14 protein-coding genes, 1 tRNA gene and 1 pseudogene are annotated in these 21,447 nt (G+C 39.0%); 4 read left to right on the top strand and 12 right to left on the bottom strand.

The genetic code is table 11. From position 1 onward, the window contains the following. Nucleotides 1–301 precede the first annotated feature (301 nt). Nucleotides 302–2,182 (bottom strand): AsmA family protein, encoded by a 1,881-nt coding sequence (locus ACFINY_RS04025; RefSeq protein WP_375700864.1) that lies wholly within the window; start codon nucleotides 2,180–2,182, stop codon nucleotides 302–304. 315 nt (nucleotides 2,183–2,497) lie between these two features. Here ACFINY_RS04025 and folD point away from each other — a divergent pair, with 315 nt between their 5' ends. Then, nucleotides 2,498–3,397, top strand: a complete 900-nt coding sequence (gene folD / locus ACFINY_RS04020; RefSeq protein ID WP_375629801.1) for a bifunctional methylenetetrahydrofolate dehydrogenase/methenyltetrahydrofolate cyclohydrolase FolD — start codon at nucleotides 2,498–2,500, stop codon at nucleotides 3,395–3,397. A gap of 66 nt (nucleotides 3,398–3,463) precedes the next feature. Here folD and edd read toward each other — a convergent pair whose 3' ends face one another. The 5 genes from edd to ACFINY_RS03995 all read right to left on the bottom strand — a co-directional run bounded on the left by edd (nucleotide 3,464) and on the right by ACFINY_RS03995 (nucleotide 10,421). Next, complete coding sequence (gene edd, locus ACFINY_RS04015; RefSeq protein WP_375638021.1) at nucleotides 3,464–5,287, bottom strand: phosphogluconate dehydratase; 1,824 nt, start codon at nucleotides 5,285–5,287, stop codon at nucleotides 3,464–3,466. Between the two features lie 55 nt (nucleotides 5,288–5,342). Continuing rightward, entirely contained in the window at nucleotides 5,343–6,095 is a 753-nt protein-coding gene (gene pgl / locus ACFINY_RS04010; RefSeq protein WP_375612071.1) for a 6-phosphogluconolactonase, read from the bottom strand. A 10-nt stretch (nucleotides 6,096–6,105) separates the two neighbouring features. Next, nucleotides 6,106–7,578, bottom strand: coding sequence for a glucose-6-phosphate dehydrogenase (gene zwf, locus ACFINY_RS04005; protein WP_375650687.1), 1,473 nt, complete (start codon nucleotides 7,576–7,578; stop codon nucleotides 6,106–6,108). A 120-nt stretch (nucleotides 7,579–7,698) separates the two neighbouring features. Then, complete coding sequence (locus ACFINY_RS04000) at nucleotides 7,699–8,982, bottom strand: NAD(P)/FAD-dependent oxidoreductase (RefSeq protein ID WP_375612109.1); 1,284 nt, start codon at nucleotides 8,980–8,982, stop codon at nucleotides 7,699–7,701. Between the two features lie 11 nt (nucleotides 8,983–8,993). Then, nucleotides 8,994–10,421: a glutamine synthetase family protein gene (locus tag ACFINY_RS03995; protein WP_375612069.1), complete on the bottom strand. Its 1,428-nt coding sequence runs from the start codon at nucleotides 10,419–10,421 to the stop codon at nucleotides 8,994–8,996. A 1,594-nt stretch (nucleotides 10,422–12,015) separates the two neighbouring features. On the opposite strand from ACFINY_RS03995, the gene ACFINY_RS03990 reads away from it, so the two are divergent. From ACFINY_RS03990 to ACFINY_RS03980, 3 genes are read left to right on the top strand one after another with little or no spacing between them, the layout of a single operon-like run. Beyond that, nucleotides 12,016–13,437, top strand: a complete 1,422-nt coding sequence (locus ACFINY_RS03990) for a coproporphyrinogen-III oxidase family protein (RefSeq protein WP_375612068.1) — start codon at nucleotides 12,016–12,018, stop codon at nucleotides 13,435–13,437. A gap of 10 nt (nucleotides 13,438–13,447) precedes the next feature. Beyond that, complete coding sequence (locus ACFINY_RS03985; protein WP_375612067.1) at nucleotides 13,448–14,668, top strand: MFS transporter; 1,221 nt, start codon at nucleotides 13,448–13,450, stop codon at nucleotides 14,666–14,668. 59 nt (nucleotides 14,669–14,727) lie between these two features. Beyond that, complete coding sequence (locus ACFINY_RS03980; RefSeq protein ID WP_375612066.1) at nucleotides 14,728–15,060, top strand: hypothetical protein; 333 nt, start codon at nucleotides 14,728–14,730, stop codon at nucleotides 15,058–15,060. A 623-nt stretch (nucleotides 15,061–15,683) separates the two neighbouring features. On the opposite strand, the pseudogene ACFINY_RS03975 reads toward ACFINY_RS03980, so the two are convergent. The 6 genes and pseudogenes from ACFINY_RS03975 to ACFINY_RS03950 form a co-directional block, all read right to left on the bottom strand. After that, nucleotides 15,684–16,049, bottom strand: a pseudogene (locus ACFINY_RS03975) (hypothetical protein). Nucleotides 16,050–16,506: 457 nt separating this feature from the next. Continuing rightward, nucleotides 16,507–16,863, bottom strand: a complete 357-nt coding sequence (locus ACFINY_RS03970) for an NADPH-dependent FMN reductase (RefSeq protein WP_375700863.1) — start codon at nucleotides 16,861–16,863, stop codon at nucleotides 16,507–16,509. A gap of 341 nt (nucleotides 16,864–17,204) precedes the next feature. Then, on the bottom strand, nucleotides 17,205–18,548 hold the full coding sequence (locus ACFINY_RS03965; protein ID WP_375700862.1) for an MATE family efflux transporter: 1,344 nt from the start codon (nucleotides 18,546–18,548) through the stop codon (nucleotides 17,205–17,207). 46 nt (nucleotides 18,549–18,594) lie between these two features. After that, a complete protein-coding gene (locus ACFINY_RS03960) occupies nucleotides 18,595–18,792 on the bottom strand; it encodes a hypothetical protein (RefSeq protein ID WP_375700861.1) in 198 nt (65 codons plus the stop codon). Between the two features lie 71 nt (nucleotides 18,793–18,863). Then, a tRNA-His gene (locus ACFINY_RS03955) sits at nucleotides 18,864–18,940 on the bottom strand. 137 nt (nucleotides 18,941–19,077) lie between these two features. After that, entirely contained in the window at nucleotides 19,078–20,160 is a 1,083-nt protein-coding gene (locus ACFINY_RS03950; protein ID WP_375700860.1) for a quinone-dependent dihydroorotate dehydrogenase, read from the bottom strand. Nucleotides 20,161–21,447: the final 1,287 nt, after the last annotated feature.

Genomic DNA, 21,447 nt, shown 5'->3' with positions numbered 1-21,447 from the left:
CCTCCTTAAAATTTTAATGTTTTTTAGCAATTTTTATAAGATTAGCACCAATATTATGAATCTCTTGTATTTGAAAGATTCCATAAGAAGGTTTTTTATTCCTCTCTTCAGTCATTTATCTATACCAACCTCACTTATTATGACGGTGAGGATGGTTTTTACTGCTTCACGACGAACGGATTTAAAATGAGAGAATCTTACGATAGTGGAATTTCTTATTTAAATTTAAAAGACAATTTTAAGTTGCAAAAAGACGAATTATCATTATAGGATAGAATATTATACAGATGAAAAACGATACTCAATCTGCGTTAATATCTTTTGTAACCCAAAAATCACCATGATTTTGTCCTTTAGAGCTTAGAGAAAATGTAAAAGGCCATGCAAGGCTATTAGCAAGACATTGGACATCTTTACATAAAGTTTCTGATCTATAGTTTTTGCGTAGTTGTGCCTGTAATATCAGTTCATTTTCCTTCCCTTGCGCAATAGCAGTTGCAATGGTTCCTTGAATGGATAAGCTCAAGTCTGCTGTACGCATTAATGACTCTGTTACCTTCATCATACCTTCTGAAAAGCTTGTCTGAATATCCCAGTGATCAAATGTTGTTGAAAAAGTATCATTATTCATTAAAAGAAATTGTTGTTTATTTGAAAGTCTTGTTTGTAATTCATTCGGATCATACCCTAATAGCCGACCAGAAGACATCTTCAGTGTTAACTCACCCTGCATTTTCGTAAAAATTTCTGGCCAAGAATCAGCAAGTGTTCGTACCGTTGCAGTAAAATTCGTTTTGCTTTGTATAAATGGAATAAATCCCAAGATTTCTAAAGTCTCCTGCATATCAATAGAAGCACCTGAAATATTTCCTCCAATACGCACTTTCTGTCCAGCTGAGGTAACTTCAATATTACTTTGCACAGATCCACCAAAAATATTCGCATGTCCAAGATCAAAAATACCATGACCATCTCTTATTTGTATTGCAGCAGCTAAATTTGTGAGTGAAATATTTCCTATTTTAGCTTGTGGCGCAGAAAGTCGTATATCCACGCCAATACAATCAAAAGTTCTCATGTCAAAGCAGGCATTTTTCTTTTTACCTGAAAAAAACATTGAACCCAAGAGGCTAAGGTCTAGATTATCAAAGGCTAAAGAGCCCATGACATTTGGTACATAATCTTGAAAATCGAGTTTTAAAGCTCCTCGCGCATTGGCTTTCCCCATCGTAAATGTAACATTGTTCATTTGGATATGCATTGGCTGCGCTAAAAAATGAGATTCCCATACAATGGGTATTTTTAATTTATGTCCCCAAAACTGATTTCCACCAACCCAAGACAATGTCTGATTCCATCCAGGAGAACGCATTGACACTTTTCCGTCAAAAATATAATATTCAGATAATCGAGCCTTTCCTGTAAAAGTTATTCCCCCACGTACAGAATTGAGACTTGCCCTAATATGACTTTTGCCTCCAGCAAGAAGCAGTAATGCTTGAGAAGCATCAAGTGATAATTTTGTAAACTCTCCGCGCCAACGCGCATCTGCACGTAACCGTACTTCCTGAGTTGATTCCGGCCAATCTAAAGTTGCATTTAATCCTGTTATTTTTTCTGCTACTCCTGAAAAACTATCGTGATACACAAGAACACCATTTTTAATGACAATCCGTCCAAAAGGTTGTTTTAAAAGGTGCTCTATCTCTGGATGCTCAGGATTATGTTTTAATATTTCACGCGTATTACGTATTGCCACCCCTAATGCACCTTGTGAGCGAGAAAACCGATCAAAAAAATCTGCTATTGTTTTAACAGGCTTTTCCATAACAAATTGAGGACGCATAATCCGCGTCTCTGAAAAAGAAATATGTCCCCAAAGAAGATCGACGACAGAAAGATCAACTTCTATTGATTCAGCTTCCATTAATGGCGCAACATCATCCATTTTTGATGTTAAAGTAACGCCAGAAAGAAATGCTTTAGGATAAGGAAAAAGATGTAACCGCGGTGGATCACGCAATTGCACATTGTAACCCGTCCACGCACTTAAATCCTGCGCTAAACGAATACGAATCGCATCTGTAGAAATAAGATAAGGTAAAACGAGAATCCCCACTCCAAATAAAAAGATAATTGTAATAAAAACTCCGCTCAAAAATTTTATTATTCTGATGCGCACATTATCCCTCTATACTTATCCCCCTATAACAGATTAAAAACAAACTTAAATGATCATAAAAAGTTTTTATAATCCTATAATTCACTATATCCACTTTGTATCTTCATTATTTTTGTTCTTTATCCAAAATTTATTCAAACAGCAATGTTGCTGCTTCTTTATAAAGCAATTATTTAAAAGTCTTCAAAACTATAAATCCACAACATTATAAAACCATTCTTACTGTTCTCATATGAATATTGCTATAAAACTCTATCGTATTATTAGAAAATGCTTTACAAAAAAAACAAACAGCCTTACCGAAAGGATCTCTGAATGAATAATATTATCGACGGAAAAAAACTTGCTGAAGAGATTATTGTGAAAGTTAAGGCCGAAACAGCAAAGCTCCGCCATCACTATAATATACAACCTAGTATCGCTGTTATTATCGTTGGAGATGATCCTGCAAGTCAAGTATATGTCACCTCAAAAAATAAAAAAGCCGAAGAATGTGGGTTTCTTTCAATCAAACATGTCGTTTCCAAAGAAACGCAAGAAAAAGAACTCCTTCAACTTATTGCAACATTAAATTCTGATCCCAAAATTCATGGTATTTTGGTACAGCTGCCTCTCCCTGCTCATATGAATACAAATCGCATAACACAAGCCGTTGCTTTCCAAAAAGATGTTGATGGTTTTCATTATATTAATGTAGGAAAACTCGCGGCAAATGCACTTGAAGATGCAATTATTCCCTGCACTCCAGCTGGTGCCATGATGATGATTGAACAACACTGTGGACGAGATTTATCTGGACTTGATGCTGTCGTTGTTGGACGCTCTAATATTGTTGGAAAACCTATGGCTGCCCTTTTAACAGCAGCCAATGCCACTGTGACAATTGCCCATAGTCGTACCCGTGACCTTGATGATGTGTGTCGAAGCGCTGATATTCTAGTAGCAGCTGTAGGCCGCCCACAAATGATTAAAAAAGACTGGATAAAAGATGGTGCAATTGTTATTGATGTCGGTATTAACCGCGTTGCTGCACCAGAAAAAGGTATAGGGAAAACACGTCTTGTTGGTGATGTCGATTTTGAAAACGTAAAAGAAAAAGCTGCTGCGATCACCCCTGTTCCAGGAGGCGTTGGACCAATGACAATTGCCATGCTTATGGTTAATACACTCAAAGCCGCCGCGCGATCACACAATCTGCCGATACCAAAATTCTAAAAATTGTAACAATTCCTTGTATATGGTTTCATTGTATATGATTCAGCTTATTTATTTTTGCATTTTTCATGTCATAAAAACAGATGCCCCTTGATCTGCACGATTAACGGATTGACGAAAAACATGAAAAAGTTCGCGTCCAACACCATGTTCGTTTTTTGAAAGATCCGGAGGTATGATTTTTCGCGCGTTAAATTTTGCTAAATCCTCCAAAAGAGTTAATTTACCCTCATGAGCATCAAGAAAAACAATATCACCATCCTGCAAACGTGCAATGGGGCCATTATCCACTGCTTCTGGTGTCACATGGAGAGCAGCAGGAATTTTTCCTGACGCTCCTGACATACGCCCATCGGTTATCAATGCTACCTTTTGACCGCGATCTTGTAAAACGCCTAAAATGGTTGTTAATTTATGAAGCTCTGGCATACCATTGGCTTTTGGTCCTTGATAGCGAATGACAGCGATAAAGTCTTTATTATGCAACACTCCAGATTTAAAAGATTTTTGTAGTTCCTCTTGATCATTAAAAACAAAGACTGGTGCTTTAATCTGCCAATACTCTGGTTTAACAGAGGAAACTTTTATAATAGCTGTTCCCAAATCTCCTGATAAAACACGAAGACCACCATCAAGCTGAAATGGCTTTCTCCACCCCGCTAACACCTTATGATCACCACTTTCCTTAAGAGCCGCTTCACGCACCACATGACCATCAGCAGAAAGCTTTGCTTCAATTGCATAAGCATTGAGATCTTTACCAAAAACCGTAGAAACATCTTCATGGACCAAGCCTGCCTCGATAAGCTCGCGAATAATAAATCCCATTCCCCCCGCAGCGTAAAAATGATTAATATCTGCTAAACCGTTAGGATAAATGCGCGCTAAAAGAGGCACAACGGATGAAATTTCTGCAATATCATGCCATGTCAATTTAATACCGCAAACAGCAGCCATAGCAATCAAATGAATCGCATGATTGGTAGAACCTCCTGTTGCATTTAATCCTACAATGGCATTCACAAAAGAACGCTCATCAATGATCATACCAAGTGGACTATAATGATCACCAAGATCTGTCATTTCAAGTACACGTTTCGTAGCTTCTTTTGTTAAAGCATCACGCAATGGTGTATTCGCATTAATAAAAGAAGCTCCAGGCATATGAAGCCCCATCATCTCCAGTATCACCTGATTAGAGTTAGCTGTTCCATAAAATGTACATGTTCCTGGCCCATGATAAGAACGTGCTTCCGATGCTAGAAGTGTTTGGCGATCTATTTTATTTTCCGCGTAAAGTTGACGTATCTTTGCTTTTTCATCATTACCTTGACCACTTGTCATAGGACCAGCAGCTATAAAAATTCCTGGTAAATGACCAAATGTTAGGGCACCAATCAATAAACCTGGCACAATTTTATCACACACCCCAAGATACAATGCTGCATCAAAGACATCGTGTGATAAGCTTATAGCTGTTGCCATTGCAATTACTTCACGCGAAAAAAGGGAAAGCTCCATCCCCGCATTTCCCTGCGTAACACCATCGCACATCGCGGGAACACCACCTGCAACCTGTGCAACACCACCAACCATACGGGCCGACTCTTTAATTAAGTGAGGAAATTTTTCAAAAGGTTGATGTGCTGAAAGTATATCGTTATATGCCGTGATAATACCAATATTCCCAACGATATTTCCCTTCAAACGCTCTTTATCTATTGCACCACAAGCAGCAAAGCCATGAGCCTGATTGGCACATCCTAAAAAACTCCGTTTGGGGCGATGAACTTGTGCTTTCGCAATACGATCTAAGTAAATTTCTCGTGTTGATCGAGAACGTTCATAAATTCTTCGTGTAACTGTGGCAATTGTCTTGGAAAGTGCCATATTTCTCTCCCCCTTTCATTGTTTCTTCCCCTCATTCATTGAGAGAGATTACGTTTTATTCACTTTGTGTCACATATTTTGATTCACTTATTTCATTTTCTGCAGGCGACCAATAAACCTGAACGAGATGAGGGGAATTACGCAGAATTGCCCGAATAGGCATTTCTATTTCAGACCCGTCTTGACAAGCTTCTTCAAAACAATCGCGTTTCTGAAAACCTTCGAAATGGAGAATAATACAACGAGATTGCATAATAACTGGCAAAGTTAGTGAGAGTCTTGGCTCAACAGCACTCTTAGCATGAAGGGGTAAAACAAGTGCTTGTGTTCGTAAATCAAGCGCTTGCTTTAAACGATCAGCATCAGGAAAAAAAGATGCCGTATGTCCATCCTCCCCCATTCCTAAAACAACAACATCAAAGGGTTTAGGCAAAGTATTAACACGACTCGCCGCTGAAAAAGCAGCAAGTTCAGCAGTAATTGTTTTATGATAAAGCCCTACAAAACGTGCTTTTTCGGCAAAATTTTGTAACAAATGACACCGTACCATATGTTCATTTGAACGTTCCTCGTGTGTAGGAACAAAACGTTCATCGACCAAAGTGATAATAATATTTTGCCAATCAATATCCGCTTTTGATAAATAATGAAAAAACAATTCTGGTGTTTTACCACCAGACACCGCTAAAACTGCTCTCTTGCGCTCAAGAACAGATACACTAAGCTCTGCGGCTACTCGATCTGCCAATGCCAAGGCTAAAGTCTGAGGGGTTTCAAAATCTAAACGGTCAATATTCATTCTATACATACTTATTGCTCTAAACTAAATTGTTCCATATACGCCCATCACGTTCCATGAGGCTCATCGAAGCAGACGGCCCCCACGAACCAGCGTTATAACTATGAACAGGCTGTTGTATTGTTTCCCATCCCTCAATGATTGGATCAATCCAACGCCAAGCAGCCTCAACTTCATCACGACGCATAAACAGTGTTTGATCTCCACGAATAACATCCATTAATAAACGTTCATAAGCATCAGGATTACGTTCAGAAAATGCAGAAGCAAAACTCATGTCTAATGGAATGTGACAAAACCGCATACCGCCATAACTTGGATCCTTAATCATCAACCATTGTTTTACACCTTCATCAGGTTGGAGACGAATTACAAGCCGATTAGAAAAAATTTCATCTAAATCCACATTAAAAATATTATGAGGAATAGGTTTAAAAACCACAACAATTTCAGACATTCGCGTGAACATGCGCTTACCTGTTCGTAAATAAAAAGGCGTATTAGCCCAACGCCAGTTATCAATCTTAACCTTAAGTGCTACAAATGTTTCACTCTTACTCACTCTTCCCAGATCATCAAAATAAGACTCTACCGATATACCATTTGATAGACCAGAAAGATACTGCCCACGTACAGTATGCTGCCCTACATTATGGACATCAAGCGGTGTTAAAGAATGTAAAACTTTAAGTTTTTCATCGCGCACAGCATTAGCACTGTTGGTAAATGGTATTTCCATCGCAACCAAACAAAGTAATTGTAGCATATGGTTTTGAACCATATCGCGTAAAGCACCAGTGCTTTCATAATATTCTGTACGCCCTTCTAACCCTAAAGATTCAGCAACGGTTATTTGAACATGATCAATATAATTGGAGTTCCATAGCGGTTCATAAAGTGTATTAACAAACCGCAATGCCATTAAATTTTGAACAGTTTCCTTCCCAAGATAATGATCAATACGAAAGATCTGCTCTTCATTAAAGGCGCTTGCAAATACATCATTAAGTGAAATAGCTGTTTTTACATCGCAACCAATTGGTTTTTCAATGATAATCCGTGTTTGTGGTGTCACCAAATCATTTTTTTCCAACTTCATCGCAATATCAGCAAAAAGTGACGAACCAACAGCCAAATAAAAAGCTCGAATATCCGCTGAATCTTGTGACAGAAGGAGGGCTAAATCCTCCCACCCTCGATTTGAGGTAACATCAACAGAAATGTAAGTTAAACGTGCAAGAAAACGATTGAGTTCTGTTGAATTGAGATCTTTTGGATGGATATGTTTTTCTAAAGAAATGCGGACAAAATTTTGATATTCTTCACAACTTAAGGAAGTGCGCGAAACCCCAATAATACGTGTTGGCTCACTGAATTGCCCAGCACACTGACAATGATACAAAGCCGGCAAAAGCTTGCGCAACGCCAGATCACCATTGCCACCAAAAACAATACAATCAAAGGAAGAAACTGGAATAATTTTACGCACCATGAACTTGTTTATTTTTCTATTCGATTATGAAATCCCATATCACTTATAAAAGCTTTCATCATTAAAGCAGACAGATACTAAATAAGCCATTAATTTTCTTCATTTCAAGCAATGTTTACATTAAAGGCGATCCAATAAAGAAAACCAACGCATTGCTAAAAATATAAGCGGATAACGCAAAACGCGTCCCCCCGGAAAAGATGAAATCTTTAAGTCTTGGAAATAGGAAAAACGTTCATATTTTCCAGTTAACCATTCTGCGTATAATTTTCCCACGAAAGGAGCCAGCATAACGCCATGCCCTGAATAACCACCACAATAAGTCATCCTTGAGAAAAGTTGGCGAACATAGGGCATGCGTTCAACTGTGATGGCAACCGTTGCTCCCCACCGATGGCTTAAATTGATAGAATGTAATTGAGGATAAATTTCAACAATTTGCCGTTTTATACGTTCATCTAAATTTAGAGGATGCTTATTATCATAACTTTCTACACCACCAAATAAGAGACGATTATCAATGCTTTTGCGAAAATAGCGAACCATAAAACGGGAATCATCAACCGATTCCCCCCCTATAAGAATTGAACTATGCTTTGGTAATGGGTCCGTTGCTCCAATATAAGAGCGAATAGAAACAATATTTTTCTCAATAAAACGCTCCAGACCAAGTTTATACCCATTTGTTGCAAGTAAAACATGCTCTGCTGTTACACTGCCTTTTTCTGTTATTACTTTCCAATGTGCTCCCTTGCGCCTTATGGTCGTTACTTGTGACTTCTCATAAAGCTTAGCACCAGCATCTTGTGCTCTTTTTGCCAACCCAATAATCAATTTTAAGGGATTTATATGACCGGTATCCGCATCATAAATACCACCACAATAAAAAGTTGATCCAAGTCGCTCAAATGTTTCAGCCTTATCCATAAAAGTAAGCGCGTGATAGCCATAACGCTGCATCGCCTCAATATGCCGTTGATAAGAGAGAAGCTCACGCCTTTTATGAGTTACAGAAAGCTGTCCTCCTATCAAATCACACGGACAATTAGGCATTGCGCATAAAGCTAAAATATCTCTTTTAGCTTCTTCTGCCAAATCAAACAGAGCCTTACTGCGCTCAAAACCATACTTTTTTTCTAATGTTTCTACCCATTGCCGTTGCCCTGTTCCCAGCTGTCCACCATTGCGCCCTGAAGCACCATCACCAAAACGTGATGCTTCAAATAAAACAACATCTACTCCAGCCTTGGCTAAATGATAAGCAGCCGAAAGACCCGTAAATCCGCCTCCAATAATGGCAACATCACACTGTCTGTTTTCACAAAAAGAAGGATAAGAGGGGCGCTCTTTTAAAGTATCTTCATACCAAGAAATTCCTGGAGAAATTGAATTATCATCAATCATCGTCATAAAATTTAAACATTCAGCAGGAGATATTCACGCTCCCACGGACTAATTACTTCCATAAAAGTTTCAAACTCTTGTCGTTTGATTGCAGCATAAGTACTGACAAACACATCCCCTAAAATAGCATGTATTGCTGTATCTTGTTCAAACAAATTAACTGCCTCAATGAGTCCACGCGGTAACTCAATATTATCAGCATTCACATTATTTGTCGTTGGCTCATCTGGCTCAATTTTTTGCTGTAAACCAATGAGACCACACGCTAAAGAAGCTGCAAGAGCTAAATAAGGATTCGCATCTGATGAAGGAAGCCTATTCTCGACACGCCGCGCTTGAGGAGCAGAACGAGGAACACGAAAAGCTGTAGTACGATTATCATATCCCCACCGCAAATTAACAGGAGCCGAATTATCAGGTACAAGACGTCGATAAGAATTCACGTAAGGCGCAAGCATCACAAGAACCCCTGGCATATGTTTTTGCAATCCACCAATAAAATGGCGAAAACAGATACTTTCTTCACCATTTTCCTGTGTAAAAATGTTCATACCCGTTTTCTTATCAACGACCGATTGGTGAATATGCATCGCAGAACCTGGCTGCCCCTGAATGGGTTTTGCCATAAATGTCGCATACATATTATGTTTTAGTGCTGCTTCACGAATTGTTCGTTTAAACATAAAAACTTGATCCGCTAACTCAATAGGATCACCATGACGTAAATTAATTTCAAACTGACCTGCTCCTTCTTCATGAATGAGGGTATCAATTTCCAATCCTTGTGCCTCTGAAAATTGATAAATATCATCAATCAAATCATCAAATTCATTAACACCAGCAATGGAATACCCCTGTCCACCACCAATTGAACGCCCAGAACGACCAACTGGTGGAACTAACGGATAATCAGGATCGGGATTTTTTTGTACCAAATAAAACTCAATTTCTGGTGCAACAACAGGGCTTAAACCCATTTTTGTGTAAAAATGAACCACTGTTCGTAAAACATTGCGTGGTGTGTAATCCACAACCTGACCATTTTGATACACAAGATCACAAATCACCTGTGCCGTAGGAGCATCTTCCCATGGAACAATGCTTAACGTAGAAAGATCAGGCTCAAGGCGTAAATCACCATCTGCTTTAGGATATTCAAAACCATGACCATCTTCCGGATAATCCCCTGAAATTGTTGCCATAAAAACTGCTGAAGGCAATGCCAATGATGTTTCCGATGTAAATTTTTTAGAAAGCATCATCTTGCCCCGTGGTACCCCTGCTTGATCAGGCGTAATACATTCAATATCCTCTACCTTACGGGAAGCAAGCCATTGTGAAACTTGTTCCCAATTGCACACACCACGTAAACTTTTGAGAAAACGAGAGACAGGTTTAAAATTCTTACTTTTCGTTTGTTCACCATTTTTTACAGCCATAACATACCAACTTTAAAAACAATCAAGTCCTATTCTTATTGTATCAGCCCATGCATAAACGACACGAAAAAAAATTATCAACTGATATTTTTGAAGAATACTATAAGATCCATCAAGGTAAAAGAACTTTGCGCTCAAAAAGCTATCCTATCACCATAGTGAAAAAATTGATATTGCACGCGATACATCGGTGCGAACCTTCTCCTTATATAAAACAGCGAGAAATACCATATTGTACGTAACCTAATTCCGATTCAAATAATCATATATAAGCAAACATTGGCGAGAATAATAAAGGCGAGATATTTAATTTCCTTTTGGTTGTAGCAATGCTTAATTAAAAGAAAAGAAACTTTTCTTTTAATATGAAGCAAGTTTTGTAACTCTATTGTTATCCACATAGAAGTAAACACCCTAGGATGGTGAGTAGCCTTTACAGCTGTGCTTACAAATACTCACCCCGCCATAATATGCGTAAATGTATTTTCAGGATAAGTCATACGCTCAACATTTCCGACATAAAACTTAACCATCGCCTGCATAACAGAGCTATCAACCTTGTTCTGAGCGGATGGTACGACTCTGCACTTATATCAATTCCCACCGCTTGACATTGCACTTCGCACACAATATTTAGAGCTGAGAATCCAGTAGAGCATACCAAATCCAATAGATAGGATTTTTTGCTAATTGCGCCATGCGTGATTCAACATTTGATAATCTCCAGCCCACTAAGAGGTGTGTTATTTATATCTCAAAAGCCCAAAAATCAGGATATGAAAACACAATAATATCAATTTTCTTTGAACTAACGTCCTTCATCGTCGATCTTCCACCATCGTAAAATCTTTTTTGTATCAGTTGCTTTCACATACTTTGACTTATGATCTCGTGATACTGTGCAGACCGAGCACACGCCCCCCATGCAAATGCACCCCATTAAGCCTAATCCTATTAGATTCTAGCAAAGATAATGCGGCACGTAACTTCGCCGCAGTCATACCAAAACACGATCTATCCCCGTTTTCCAGTACATGGCACAATCTCAATGAGATTTTAGGTAATATGTCAAAATGGCGTGCACGAGTGATGATGTCATGTAATTCGATAATATTATCACACTGGACATTTATATGTTTTCTAATAGGATAATTCTATCTCTTCTCGAAGTTTTACAGGGATATTAAAAAATATATATCTACCTTTAAAACCATCTTTTTGCGCTAATGATATTTCATAACCAGACGCAAATTCCAAATCCCAGCAACATAACAAAGATGCCCCGCACGTCCATTAAAATACCCTGCTTTTTCTCGCCCTAGGCATTCATAGCCCGACCACGTAAAACAGGATACCAATTACAATATCAGACCATAAGGCTGCAAGAGAAAGTTCTTTTATATTTTTATCTTTACATTGCCTCTTAAACAAGCTCATCTGTTCATATAATGAGTTATATGTATAATACATATAACTTCTACAAAAGGAGGATTCATTATGTTCCGTGAAAATCTTTGGTAATACACTCGGATGATTGGGTCACCAGTCGCCCGTCAATAATATAGTGCGAGTTAAGAAATTGGGGGAGTAAACTATGCAACTCGTGGATCATCCTTTTGTGAAGTTCGATCAACTCAAGCCGATTTACAACTTCACATATCCGTTATTTCGCACTATTTCAAATGAATTTTACGATTACCTAGACTTTAATAAACTAGCGCAAAGTAAGCAGATTCCACAAGCGCGTACCATTTCTCTTTATTTGCATATTCCCTTTTGCGAAACCATCTGTTCCTTCTGTCCCTTTCAGAAAGGGGCCTACAAGCACGTTAAGCAAATCGAATCTTATATGTCAGCGCTTACCACAGAGATCAGAACCAAAGGAAATTTCATTCGCTCGCTTAGAGGGCCCATCCGCAGCATCTATATAGGGGGCGGCACACCGTCGCTCTTGTCCGCAGATAATATCCGCCACATCGGAAAAGTATTGCATGCCGAATTTGAGCTCTCTTCCTTAGCCGAGTTTACACTGGAAAGCGAATCGAAGAGCGTCACACGTGATAAACTTTATGCTGCCCGTGAGATCGGCGTTAACCGGATCAGCTTCGGTATACAGAGTTTCATTGAGCGTTTCCGATCATTGTTTAACCTCACCTCAACACGTGAACAAATCAACAATACCGTGGCTTGGTCACAAGAGATAATTGGACATGTCGGTTTCGACCTACTATATGGCATGCACAGCCAGCAAACCGAAGAACTATTATACGATTTGAAGCAAACCAGCGAGCTTCACCCTGAAACCATCAACCTCTATGCAATCAACAATCTGGCTATCACGTCGCAACTGCATAAGTCTTACGCACAAAAAGGGCTTAAACCGTCCAGCCTACAGCATCGACAGATGCTTCGATTATTTAGCGACATCGTTATGCGCAGCTGCGGCTATGCGCCGTGTAATGGGCATTCCTATATCAAAATTGCCAATAACACTCCTCTAACGCTCGCTAAAACGAGTTCAGCTAATTATTTCCGCTATCACAAATATTTGCATGGTTATCATGACGATTATGTGGTTGGCTTCGGGGCGTCAGCACTGTCGATTCTCGGCTCACTCGTCACACGAGCCAATCCCAGTCGAAGCGGATACATTACCGACATACAACTTAAAGGAAAATCCAAAGTATACTACAATTGGGTATCAGCGGAGCAACAAGCCTCCAAAGCTTTTTTTATGCGGCTACCTTATAACGGCCATGCCGAAAAAGAAAGAATTGACTGGACCGCACTTCCCTCTTTCGTATACAATAACCTACAACAGCTCATAGATGCAGGTCTCATCGCAGAAAGTGATAACAATCTCCAGCTGACTCAGCGTGGTTGGCAATGGTATTCCAACCTTATGTATTTTCTTCTACCTCAGGCGGATAGGAATATTTTGGACGGCTATGTCTCAAACATGCTGAATACAACCGCCGTACTTGATGGAACAGTGGAAACCTGTGTGGCATCTTAAGGAGAACAGAATGTTCAGGCTTTTTTCCAACAAGAACATACGCTATTTTTGCCTAACCGTTAGTCTGCTCGCCTTACTCAGCGGTGCTTTGCGCACTGCCATCCCGCTATTAGCAAGACAATCTGGATATGGCGTAGTCGGAGTAAGTTGGGCGCAAGGTCTCTTCTCATTAGCGTGGCCAATTTTCGGCATCCTTGCAGGCGTTTTACTTGATCGCTGCGACAAAATAAAACTTGCCACCTCAGCTCTCTTCATCTTCATGCTACTGCATATTGTCCTGTTCATACTGCTCATGATACAGATTACTCCAGCCGAACAAATTTTCTTCTATGCAACCATTGCTGGATTCATCGTCGTTTCTGCCGAAGCTTATATAATGACGATTCCACCACTTATCATGGAGGGAGAGCGATTGATGACCTTCTACTCAATTGTCTTGTTCTTAGATTTCGGAGTCTCCTATTTTCTTGCCCCTGTCATAACAAGCAGCATTTTAGCGCATAGCACACTGCTATTTCTCGGCCTGTTAATCGTGCTTTTTATCACATTGATTTTTACCGCTCGCCGTGCTGTTCCGATATCGCCAACACCTGATAAAGAAAACATCACTTTCCGTTATATCATTGCCGGATTTCGTTTCATTTTTTCAAATCGGCATCTTACCTCCCTTACATTACTCACATTCTTTCTATCGGTGGTATTTGGAGCATTCCTAACCTCGTTCATCTTCTTCGTTACCGACAGTCGGTATCTGGGCCTACATAGCAGCCAATATGGCGTGATGTTTGCAGCCTACGCGCTTGGAACAATGGCAGGTGCCCTATTTGCGTCGCGTATACGCTATGCACCGGTGCGCCTAGCTGTTCTCACTGACGGTTTAGGAACTGTTGTCTTGCTTTTGATTCCAGCCTTTTCAAAAAGTGCTGTCGTCGTATGGGGCGTCATCTTTATTGCTGGCGTTGGAGCAAGCTTATGGTTTATTGGTGTTACCGCCTTCAGGCAGCGCCTCACACCAAAGCAACTTCTCGGGCGAGCTAATTCTGCTTTTCGAGTGATAGGCTATGCTGGAACGCCGGTCGGAAGCTTTTTGGTCGGCGTCCTTGGTTCTTTTATATCATTGCAGTTTGCTGCCACCTTTATCGCTGGACTACTATTGGTGGCTATCGCAATAACGCTTCCTTTTCTTTGGCAGGCTGATCATATAGACACACCCAATCCTTCCACGAGGTAACAGCTGCTTTAAAAAAAAGACACGGTCAAAAAGGCACACATACCCTATTACGCAATCGATTGATCTGTTCTTTGGACGAGAAAATTATCACCATAATGGCTGATAGAGCCAGCGGCACTATAGAAGCAGCCAAACAAACGCTAAAGACAAAACAGCCCCTTTACGTTGATTGGGCGATGATCCAACGCCTATATGAAGGATGTAGAGAGCTTATAGCGTACGAAGTGCAATTCTTAACCAAAAACTCCGCCCTAGCAATACCCACTTATACTCCAGTTAATCCGTTACCCGCTGGACATCAAATGCCTCACCCCTCTGCTCCTCAAAATACATTTTGCTGCACTTACGCGCCGTATTCTTCCTTTGTAATTAGCCGTATTCTTCCTTTGTAATTAAAAGAGCAGCACTCCTTTCCTCATTTAGGATCTCTGCCTACACAACGCAGCAACAGATGCGACCATATATGCAATCACGCCTTAGGGCCTGCATAGTAGAAAGCTTAGTTCGAGAGATTCATAAAGCCTATATTCCAATAAATTTTCCACCCAATCCACCTTTTAAAAGGGCGGCTTTATATAAACCGTTAGAGCAAGCTATGAAATCCTTAGGTGTATTAGAAATAATTGACGGTTTTTACCTCAGACCAATGTTGATTGACTTTTACTCGTACATATACGCAAGCGGTGCTACTCTTTTCTTAGATAGAAAGGACATAATCGTTACCATCTGACCTATTATTGTTTGAAAATAAAGAAAAAGTATCAGTGTAACTGATGATATTGAAGAGCTATCTCATTATGTAGCTGTACCTAATTACGGCATTGGGAAGCTAGACACGCAATCACCCATTTCTGCGTGCCTTCTGCATGATATTCATAAGATTTTATTACGCGGTAAACGCGGTACGTCCAAAAGCCTTAGCGAATTTCGCAAAGCACAAAATTAGCTTGGGGCGGTACGCAACTAAAGACAGCGTCATTCGTGCCGCCCACTCTTACCACAGCCACCACTCTCTCTACCACCATCCCCGCTTAGAATCGCGCCAACTCATCACCGGTGCCTCGTTAAACACCACACCAGTTTCAAGAGCGGTAAAATGCGCCTTGCCGCATTTAATCTTCAGCATTTCTTTAAGGCGCAAATCAAACTCGCTATTCGTTCCTTTTGTTTCCAGTACAAAATAAAGCTTTTGCGCGCCATCTCACTCTAAAAAAACCACCCAATCAAGCGTATAAGAACTAATGGGAGTGGCTATTTTAAAACTTCTTGGCAGTTTAAAAAACAATCTTATATCAGAGTCATTATCGAGATTTTGCGCAAACTCTTTCTCAATACGGCTCTCACAAATCTCATGATCATAAATACTTTTCTCATTGACCACCGTCGGCCCTATGATCGCCTTTTCCGACCTAATTTTACAGATGTAGAATCAATCTTATTATGATGCGCACATCCAGAGATTATTTTATCCTCTGCATTAGAACCAAAAACATGAACAATACGCAGAGGCTTCGGTAAGAAGGCCAACCGCTCAATCTCAACCTACACGAAAATGCATGTGCAGGCGAATGCCCTCCATAATATGCAATATTTCAAGCCCGTCCATAGTGGTACCCCTTTTAAAAATTGTGTCTATGGCTTATAATAATCTCCAAAATATACATTTAGCCCTTGTCTGAAATAGCTCAATTCTGGATTAATGAGAACGAAAACGCGCTGCGATAATCACGTTGTTCAGCCCTCATGACCGGCAAAAGGGCGCCAATATTCCTGTACCACCAACGACTAACTAACGGTATTTCTTATCATTTTTGATCATATCCTCCACCCTTATTATTTTAAAATTTATACATTTCATCAACAAGATGTGCGCAGCGAGCCCGTACATCTTCGCTGTTCAGTCTCCATGTACGGCCTGCATTCTCAGACACAAAATCATCTTTAGCCGAAGCAACTTGATATTGTAGAGCTTGTCTATAAAGCGTATGCACAACTGGTACCAAATATTTACATGACAGTAGCGCATTTTTTGCTGTACTGCCATGAGAGAGAAGACCAACAGCTTTATCCAAAAAAGCATCACAATCTAAATTATCAAAAGCGTTCTTCAAAGTCTCTGAATAAGACCTGTGATAAACAGGGCTTGCAAGAATAACATCGTCAGCGTCTGCGATTGTTTTGACAAATGTATACACTTTAGCATCGCAATGGTAATAACTTATAAAAACAATAACTTTTTAAATGACTCCTCAACGGCGTATGAATATAAGCACGTTTTTTCTCGTCATTTTTTAAGGTATTAAACTCTTCCAATCTACCGAACTTACTCTTAAATTGTAGCCGAATGATTTTAATAAACCCATATTATTTTAAAAACTCAACAAATAATATTGAGACTACAATCAAAGACACTTCTTTTCAATATTAAGCAAGTTTTGTAACCTATATTGTTATCTCCATAGAAGTAAAACAGCCTCTATGGACGATGAGTAGCTAAGCCTTCACAGCTAGTGCTTTACAAGCGCTTTTATAACACTCACTCTGCCCCAAACATAGGATTGCATTTTATTAAATAACCCACGCGCATATAATTAAAGATAGAAACGATTAAGCTTGCACCAATCATGCCAAGCCAATAGCCAATAAAGCCATATTCAAAAAAATGCGCCATTAGTGCTCCCCCAAATAGGCCTAACCCCCAATAACTTATTGCTACAACAATTGTTGACCAAAACGTATCAAGCAAGCCCACAAGTATGCCATTGAGCATAGCACCTAAAGTGCCAAAAGCAAAAGACAATAAAATGAACGGAAGCAACTTCCAAGAGAAAACAACAACGCGTTCTGAAGAAATATTAAAGATGGTTGTAAGGATGAATCCATAAGAGAGATAAACAATCCCTGATAAAAACAAGACATAAGCTACAGCAAAAACAGTGACACTCATACGCAGCTGTTTTAGAGCCATATTATTCCTATCTGCTCTATACCACGCTGCTATTGTCGCGGCTGCGCTGGAAATCCCCAAAGCCACCACAGAAATAAGCATATCGAGACGCATCCCTATCGTATGCGCGGCCAAAGATTCGACCCCATAAGCCGTAATCATGAATGCAATGAACGAAGGAAAGCCCTCCGCAATAAGAATACGTATACCAATGGGTAGCCCTACTCGCAGCAATTTTATTATTCGTGAAATCTCTAACTTTGGTCTCAAATAATTAAAGCGAAAAGAATGAAAAGCAGAATTGCGGGACAAAATTATTGCTGCTGCAATAACAATTAAAATACGGATCAAACTGCTCGCAATTCCTGCACCAAAGACACCTAATCCGCTTACAGAACCTATACCAAAAATAAGCGGCCAAGAGATAAGAAAATTCACAAGGATAGCCGCAAGCATAACCCAGGTTAACGGCTTTGGATTACCAATTGCTGACAGTAATCCCCGGCTATTCACATAAAGATAAAAAAACACCACCCCTATAGCAGCACCACTATTATATTCCTGCGCTATATTGGCAATTGTCCCATCTTGGCCGAGAAAACACAAAATATTTCTCGTGTTGAGTAAAATGATCGCACTCATCATTCCAATCACAAGGGAAAGCCATATTCCTTGATCAAACCATGCCTTCAATGCATATCTATCTTGTCTACGAAAACTTTCCGCAAGTTTTGGTGCAACCGCGGTAATAATACCTAGCCCAAACAACATAACAAAACTAAATATACTCAGAGCTAACATTGTACCACTCAAGGCTTGCACGCCTAAATGCGCTACAAGCGCTGCATCTGTGAAGGAAATCATCATCTGAGAGATAAACCCAACAGCCAGAGGCATGCCAAGAGAGAGCAATTGCTTCATCACAACAAACATTGTGAAATACCCTTCCATATTGAAGGGCATATTAAGCTCGGATCTTTTAAACAAAACAATTGATTTTTTCCGTAAAGTCTTTCCATCGCAAGTCTTGTGTAAAAGATGCATAATGAGAACGCATTAAGGTAAGAGGAGATGCCCAGTTCTTAAAAAAGAAGCGCAATGCCCCTTTATTGGTTTTTTGGACTTTATGCCATGCGTTTTTTTGTACAATATTATGCCCCCAAGCAACTACAGTCATTGATCAAAGATCCTCAGCGAGCCGTTTGTTCGTCTTGTATATCCATTTTCAGTATTTTCAATAAAATTTTTTGGTACGGTTGGTGGGATTTGAACCTACGACCTCTGGTGCCACAAACCAGCGCTCTAACCAACTGAGCTACAACCGCATAAAATCAAATGTATCATAACTATTCACGATTTCGTAAACATTTATTCTTTGCTTATGTGACATAAGGAAGATCAACAAAGTTTGCAAGCCCCTTTAAAAAAATCTCGCAATTTTTTGTGAAGAAAAAAGCGTTTTTTACAAAGGAAATTTTGCCCAATGCTCAAGACTATGATCACGATAGCCTTTTATGTTATCAACTCCATCTTGTTGCATCATCTGCAAAACCTCTTGCAGAATAGTTATGACAAGATTTGGACCTTCATAAACCATCCCACTATATAATTGAATCAAATCTGCACCAGCTTTTACTTTTTCCAAAGCAGTCTGTGCATCCTTTATACCGCCAACACCGATAATTGCAATCTCCTTCCCTAACTTTTGACGCATTTTTGCAAGCACAATAGTAGAACGTTCAAAAAGTGGACGTCCAGAAAGCCCTCCCTCTTCATTGCTGAGGTGACTATTGCTAAGCCCCTGGCGTGAAAGAGTTGTGTTAGAAACAATGAGTCCATCAAAATCAGAAAGTTTTATTTCTTCAGCAACATCATCTAATTCTTTCTCTGATAAATCAGGAGAAATTTTTAAAAAAATGGGAATGGAGAATCCATGCTTGTTCTCTTGCTCATTTCGCGCTTGCGAAATTGCACTCAACAAAAGATGCAAACTGTCACGGGCCTGTAAATCACGTAAACCTGGTGTATTAGGAGAAGAAATATTAACCGTAAAATAATCAGCAACATCATAAAAATGAGCAATACCAACAGTATAATCATCAATCTTATCGACCGTATCCTTATTGGCTCCAATGTTGACTCCTATAACACCAGTTTTTTTACACGCATGCAATCTATTGTAAACAACTTGATGTCCGTCATTATTAAAGCCCATTCTATTAATAATCGCTTCATCTTCTTTTAAACGAAAAAGCCGTGGTTTAGGATTTCCAATCTGAGGCTTTGGTGTCACTGTCCCAATTTCAGTAAAACCAAATCCTAACCGAAAAATACCATCTACAACCTCTGCATTTTTATCAAACCCCGCTGCAAGACCAATAAAATTTTCAAACTCAAGACCAGCAACAGTTACACACAAACGTTTGTCGATAACCTTTTGACAACCATTTAATCCACTTTTCAGCCCAAGAATCGCTAAACCGTGTGCTTGCTCTGGATCCAACATAAATAAGGCAGAACGGCCAATACAACGAAAAAAACTCATCAATTCTTCTCCACAACATAAAAATGATCCATCGCACCTCACCTCTACCTTTTAACACAAAAGATTTCCAATCAAAGCAAGCATATTATCCAAATAATATTCCCCTTCTAGAAGAAAACTCATCACATAATAGCCATACATGTTTATATTGGTTATACTATGTAAAGAACTTTTTATTCTTAAAAAATGTTTCTCTTTTTCGACATTTTTTAAAGATTAAAATATGAATCCTAATCTTATAAAATTCAGCATGAATTGGAACATCAATGGCTCTTACCATAGTCATGGTTTTATGACGCCTTATGCAGGCACGCTCATAATTTTCTTAAAAATGCAGGCAAATTATCTCTATTCCCAAAGTTCCTTTGTGTAATATTGTTTTCAATAGAAACAAAGCTTGTTCTATAAAGCTATTTTTTCCTAGCATTTATAGGATACATAGTTCATAAAATCATCTAAATTCATACTATTGTTGCACTATTTATGAGCAACAGAATGTTCAATCAATTTGTACTCTATTGATAATCTGCGTTGTTTTCTTTGCCATTTCTGATGTATTAAATACAATTTTGCATCTATTAAGTGCTCTGCCTAACATATATTTTAAGTAATGACAGTTGATTATTGAACTCAAACATCATACCAACGACTTCCAAACCAAAATGATCTTGCAAACCCTAGAGCTCTGCTATTTATAAACTGATACAATCTTCCAGCAGATGAAATGTGTTTCTTCCATCCGAATTATCGCCATTTTAGCTCATGTAACCCAATACAAATAGCTTTTAGATAAGCCATAATGCCCTCTTAATTGCTATTATCGCTTACTAAATTAAGAGGAATTAAATTATAAGTTTTACTCCTGTCTCATCTATCTATTTCTTCTATCAGTGCTGAAATATATTTTTTATTCCTAAATTCTCTTTTTATGACAAAATGTTATGCTAATATATGTACTTCATTTGAAAAGCTTTCTGATAGCTCAACTTTCTACACTACTTATTTTGTGGTATTGTGTAAAAACCTCTCTTTTTAATGTTAACATAAAAATCTTGAGGCAATTATATAAATTAAGCTACAGTTTTCTACTTTCTGTTGAAAAAGCAGATATAGTTTTTATCAAAAAAGCTTTTTTCTAGGAAATATTCTATGTACATTCAAATAGAGCCCTAAAGCTCTTTATTAAACCTTATAAAGTTCTTTGAAAATAATATTAATATCGTAATATAATCCTAAAAATAAAATCTGCCCTTTCCTTTTTCATCAAAAGCGGTAAGTAAATTACCG

Source organism: Bartonella sp. AA23NXGY (assembly GCF_042197165.1).
Classification (GTDB): domain Bacteria; phylum Pseudomonadota; class Alphaproteobacteria; order Rhizobiales; family Rhizobiaceae; genus Bartonella.
Note: the sequence above shows the minus strand (reverse complement) of the source record. Positions and strands in the feature narration are given on the sequence as shown.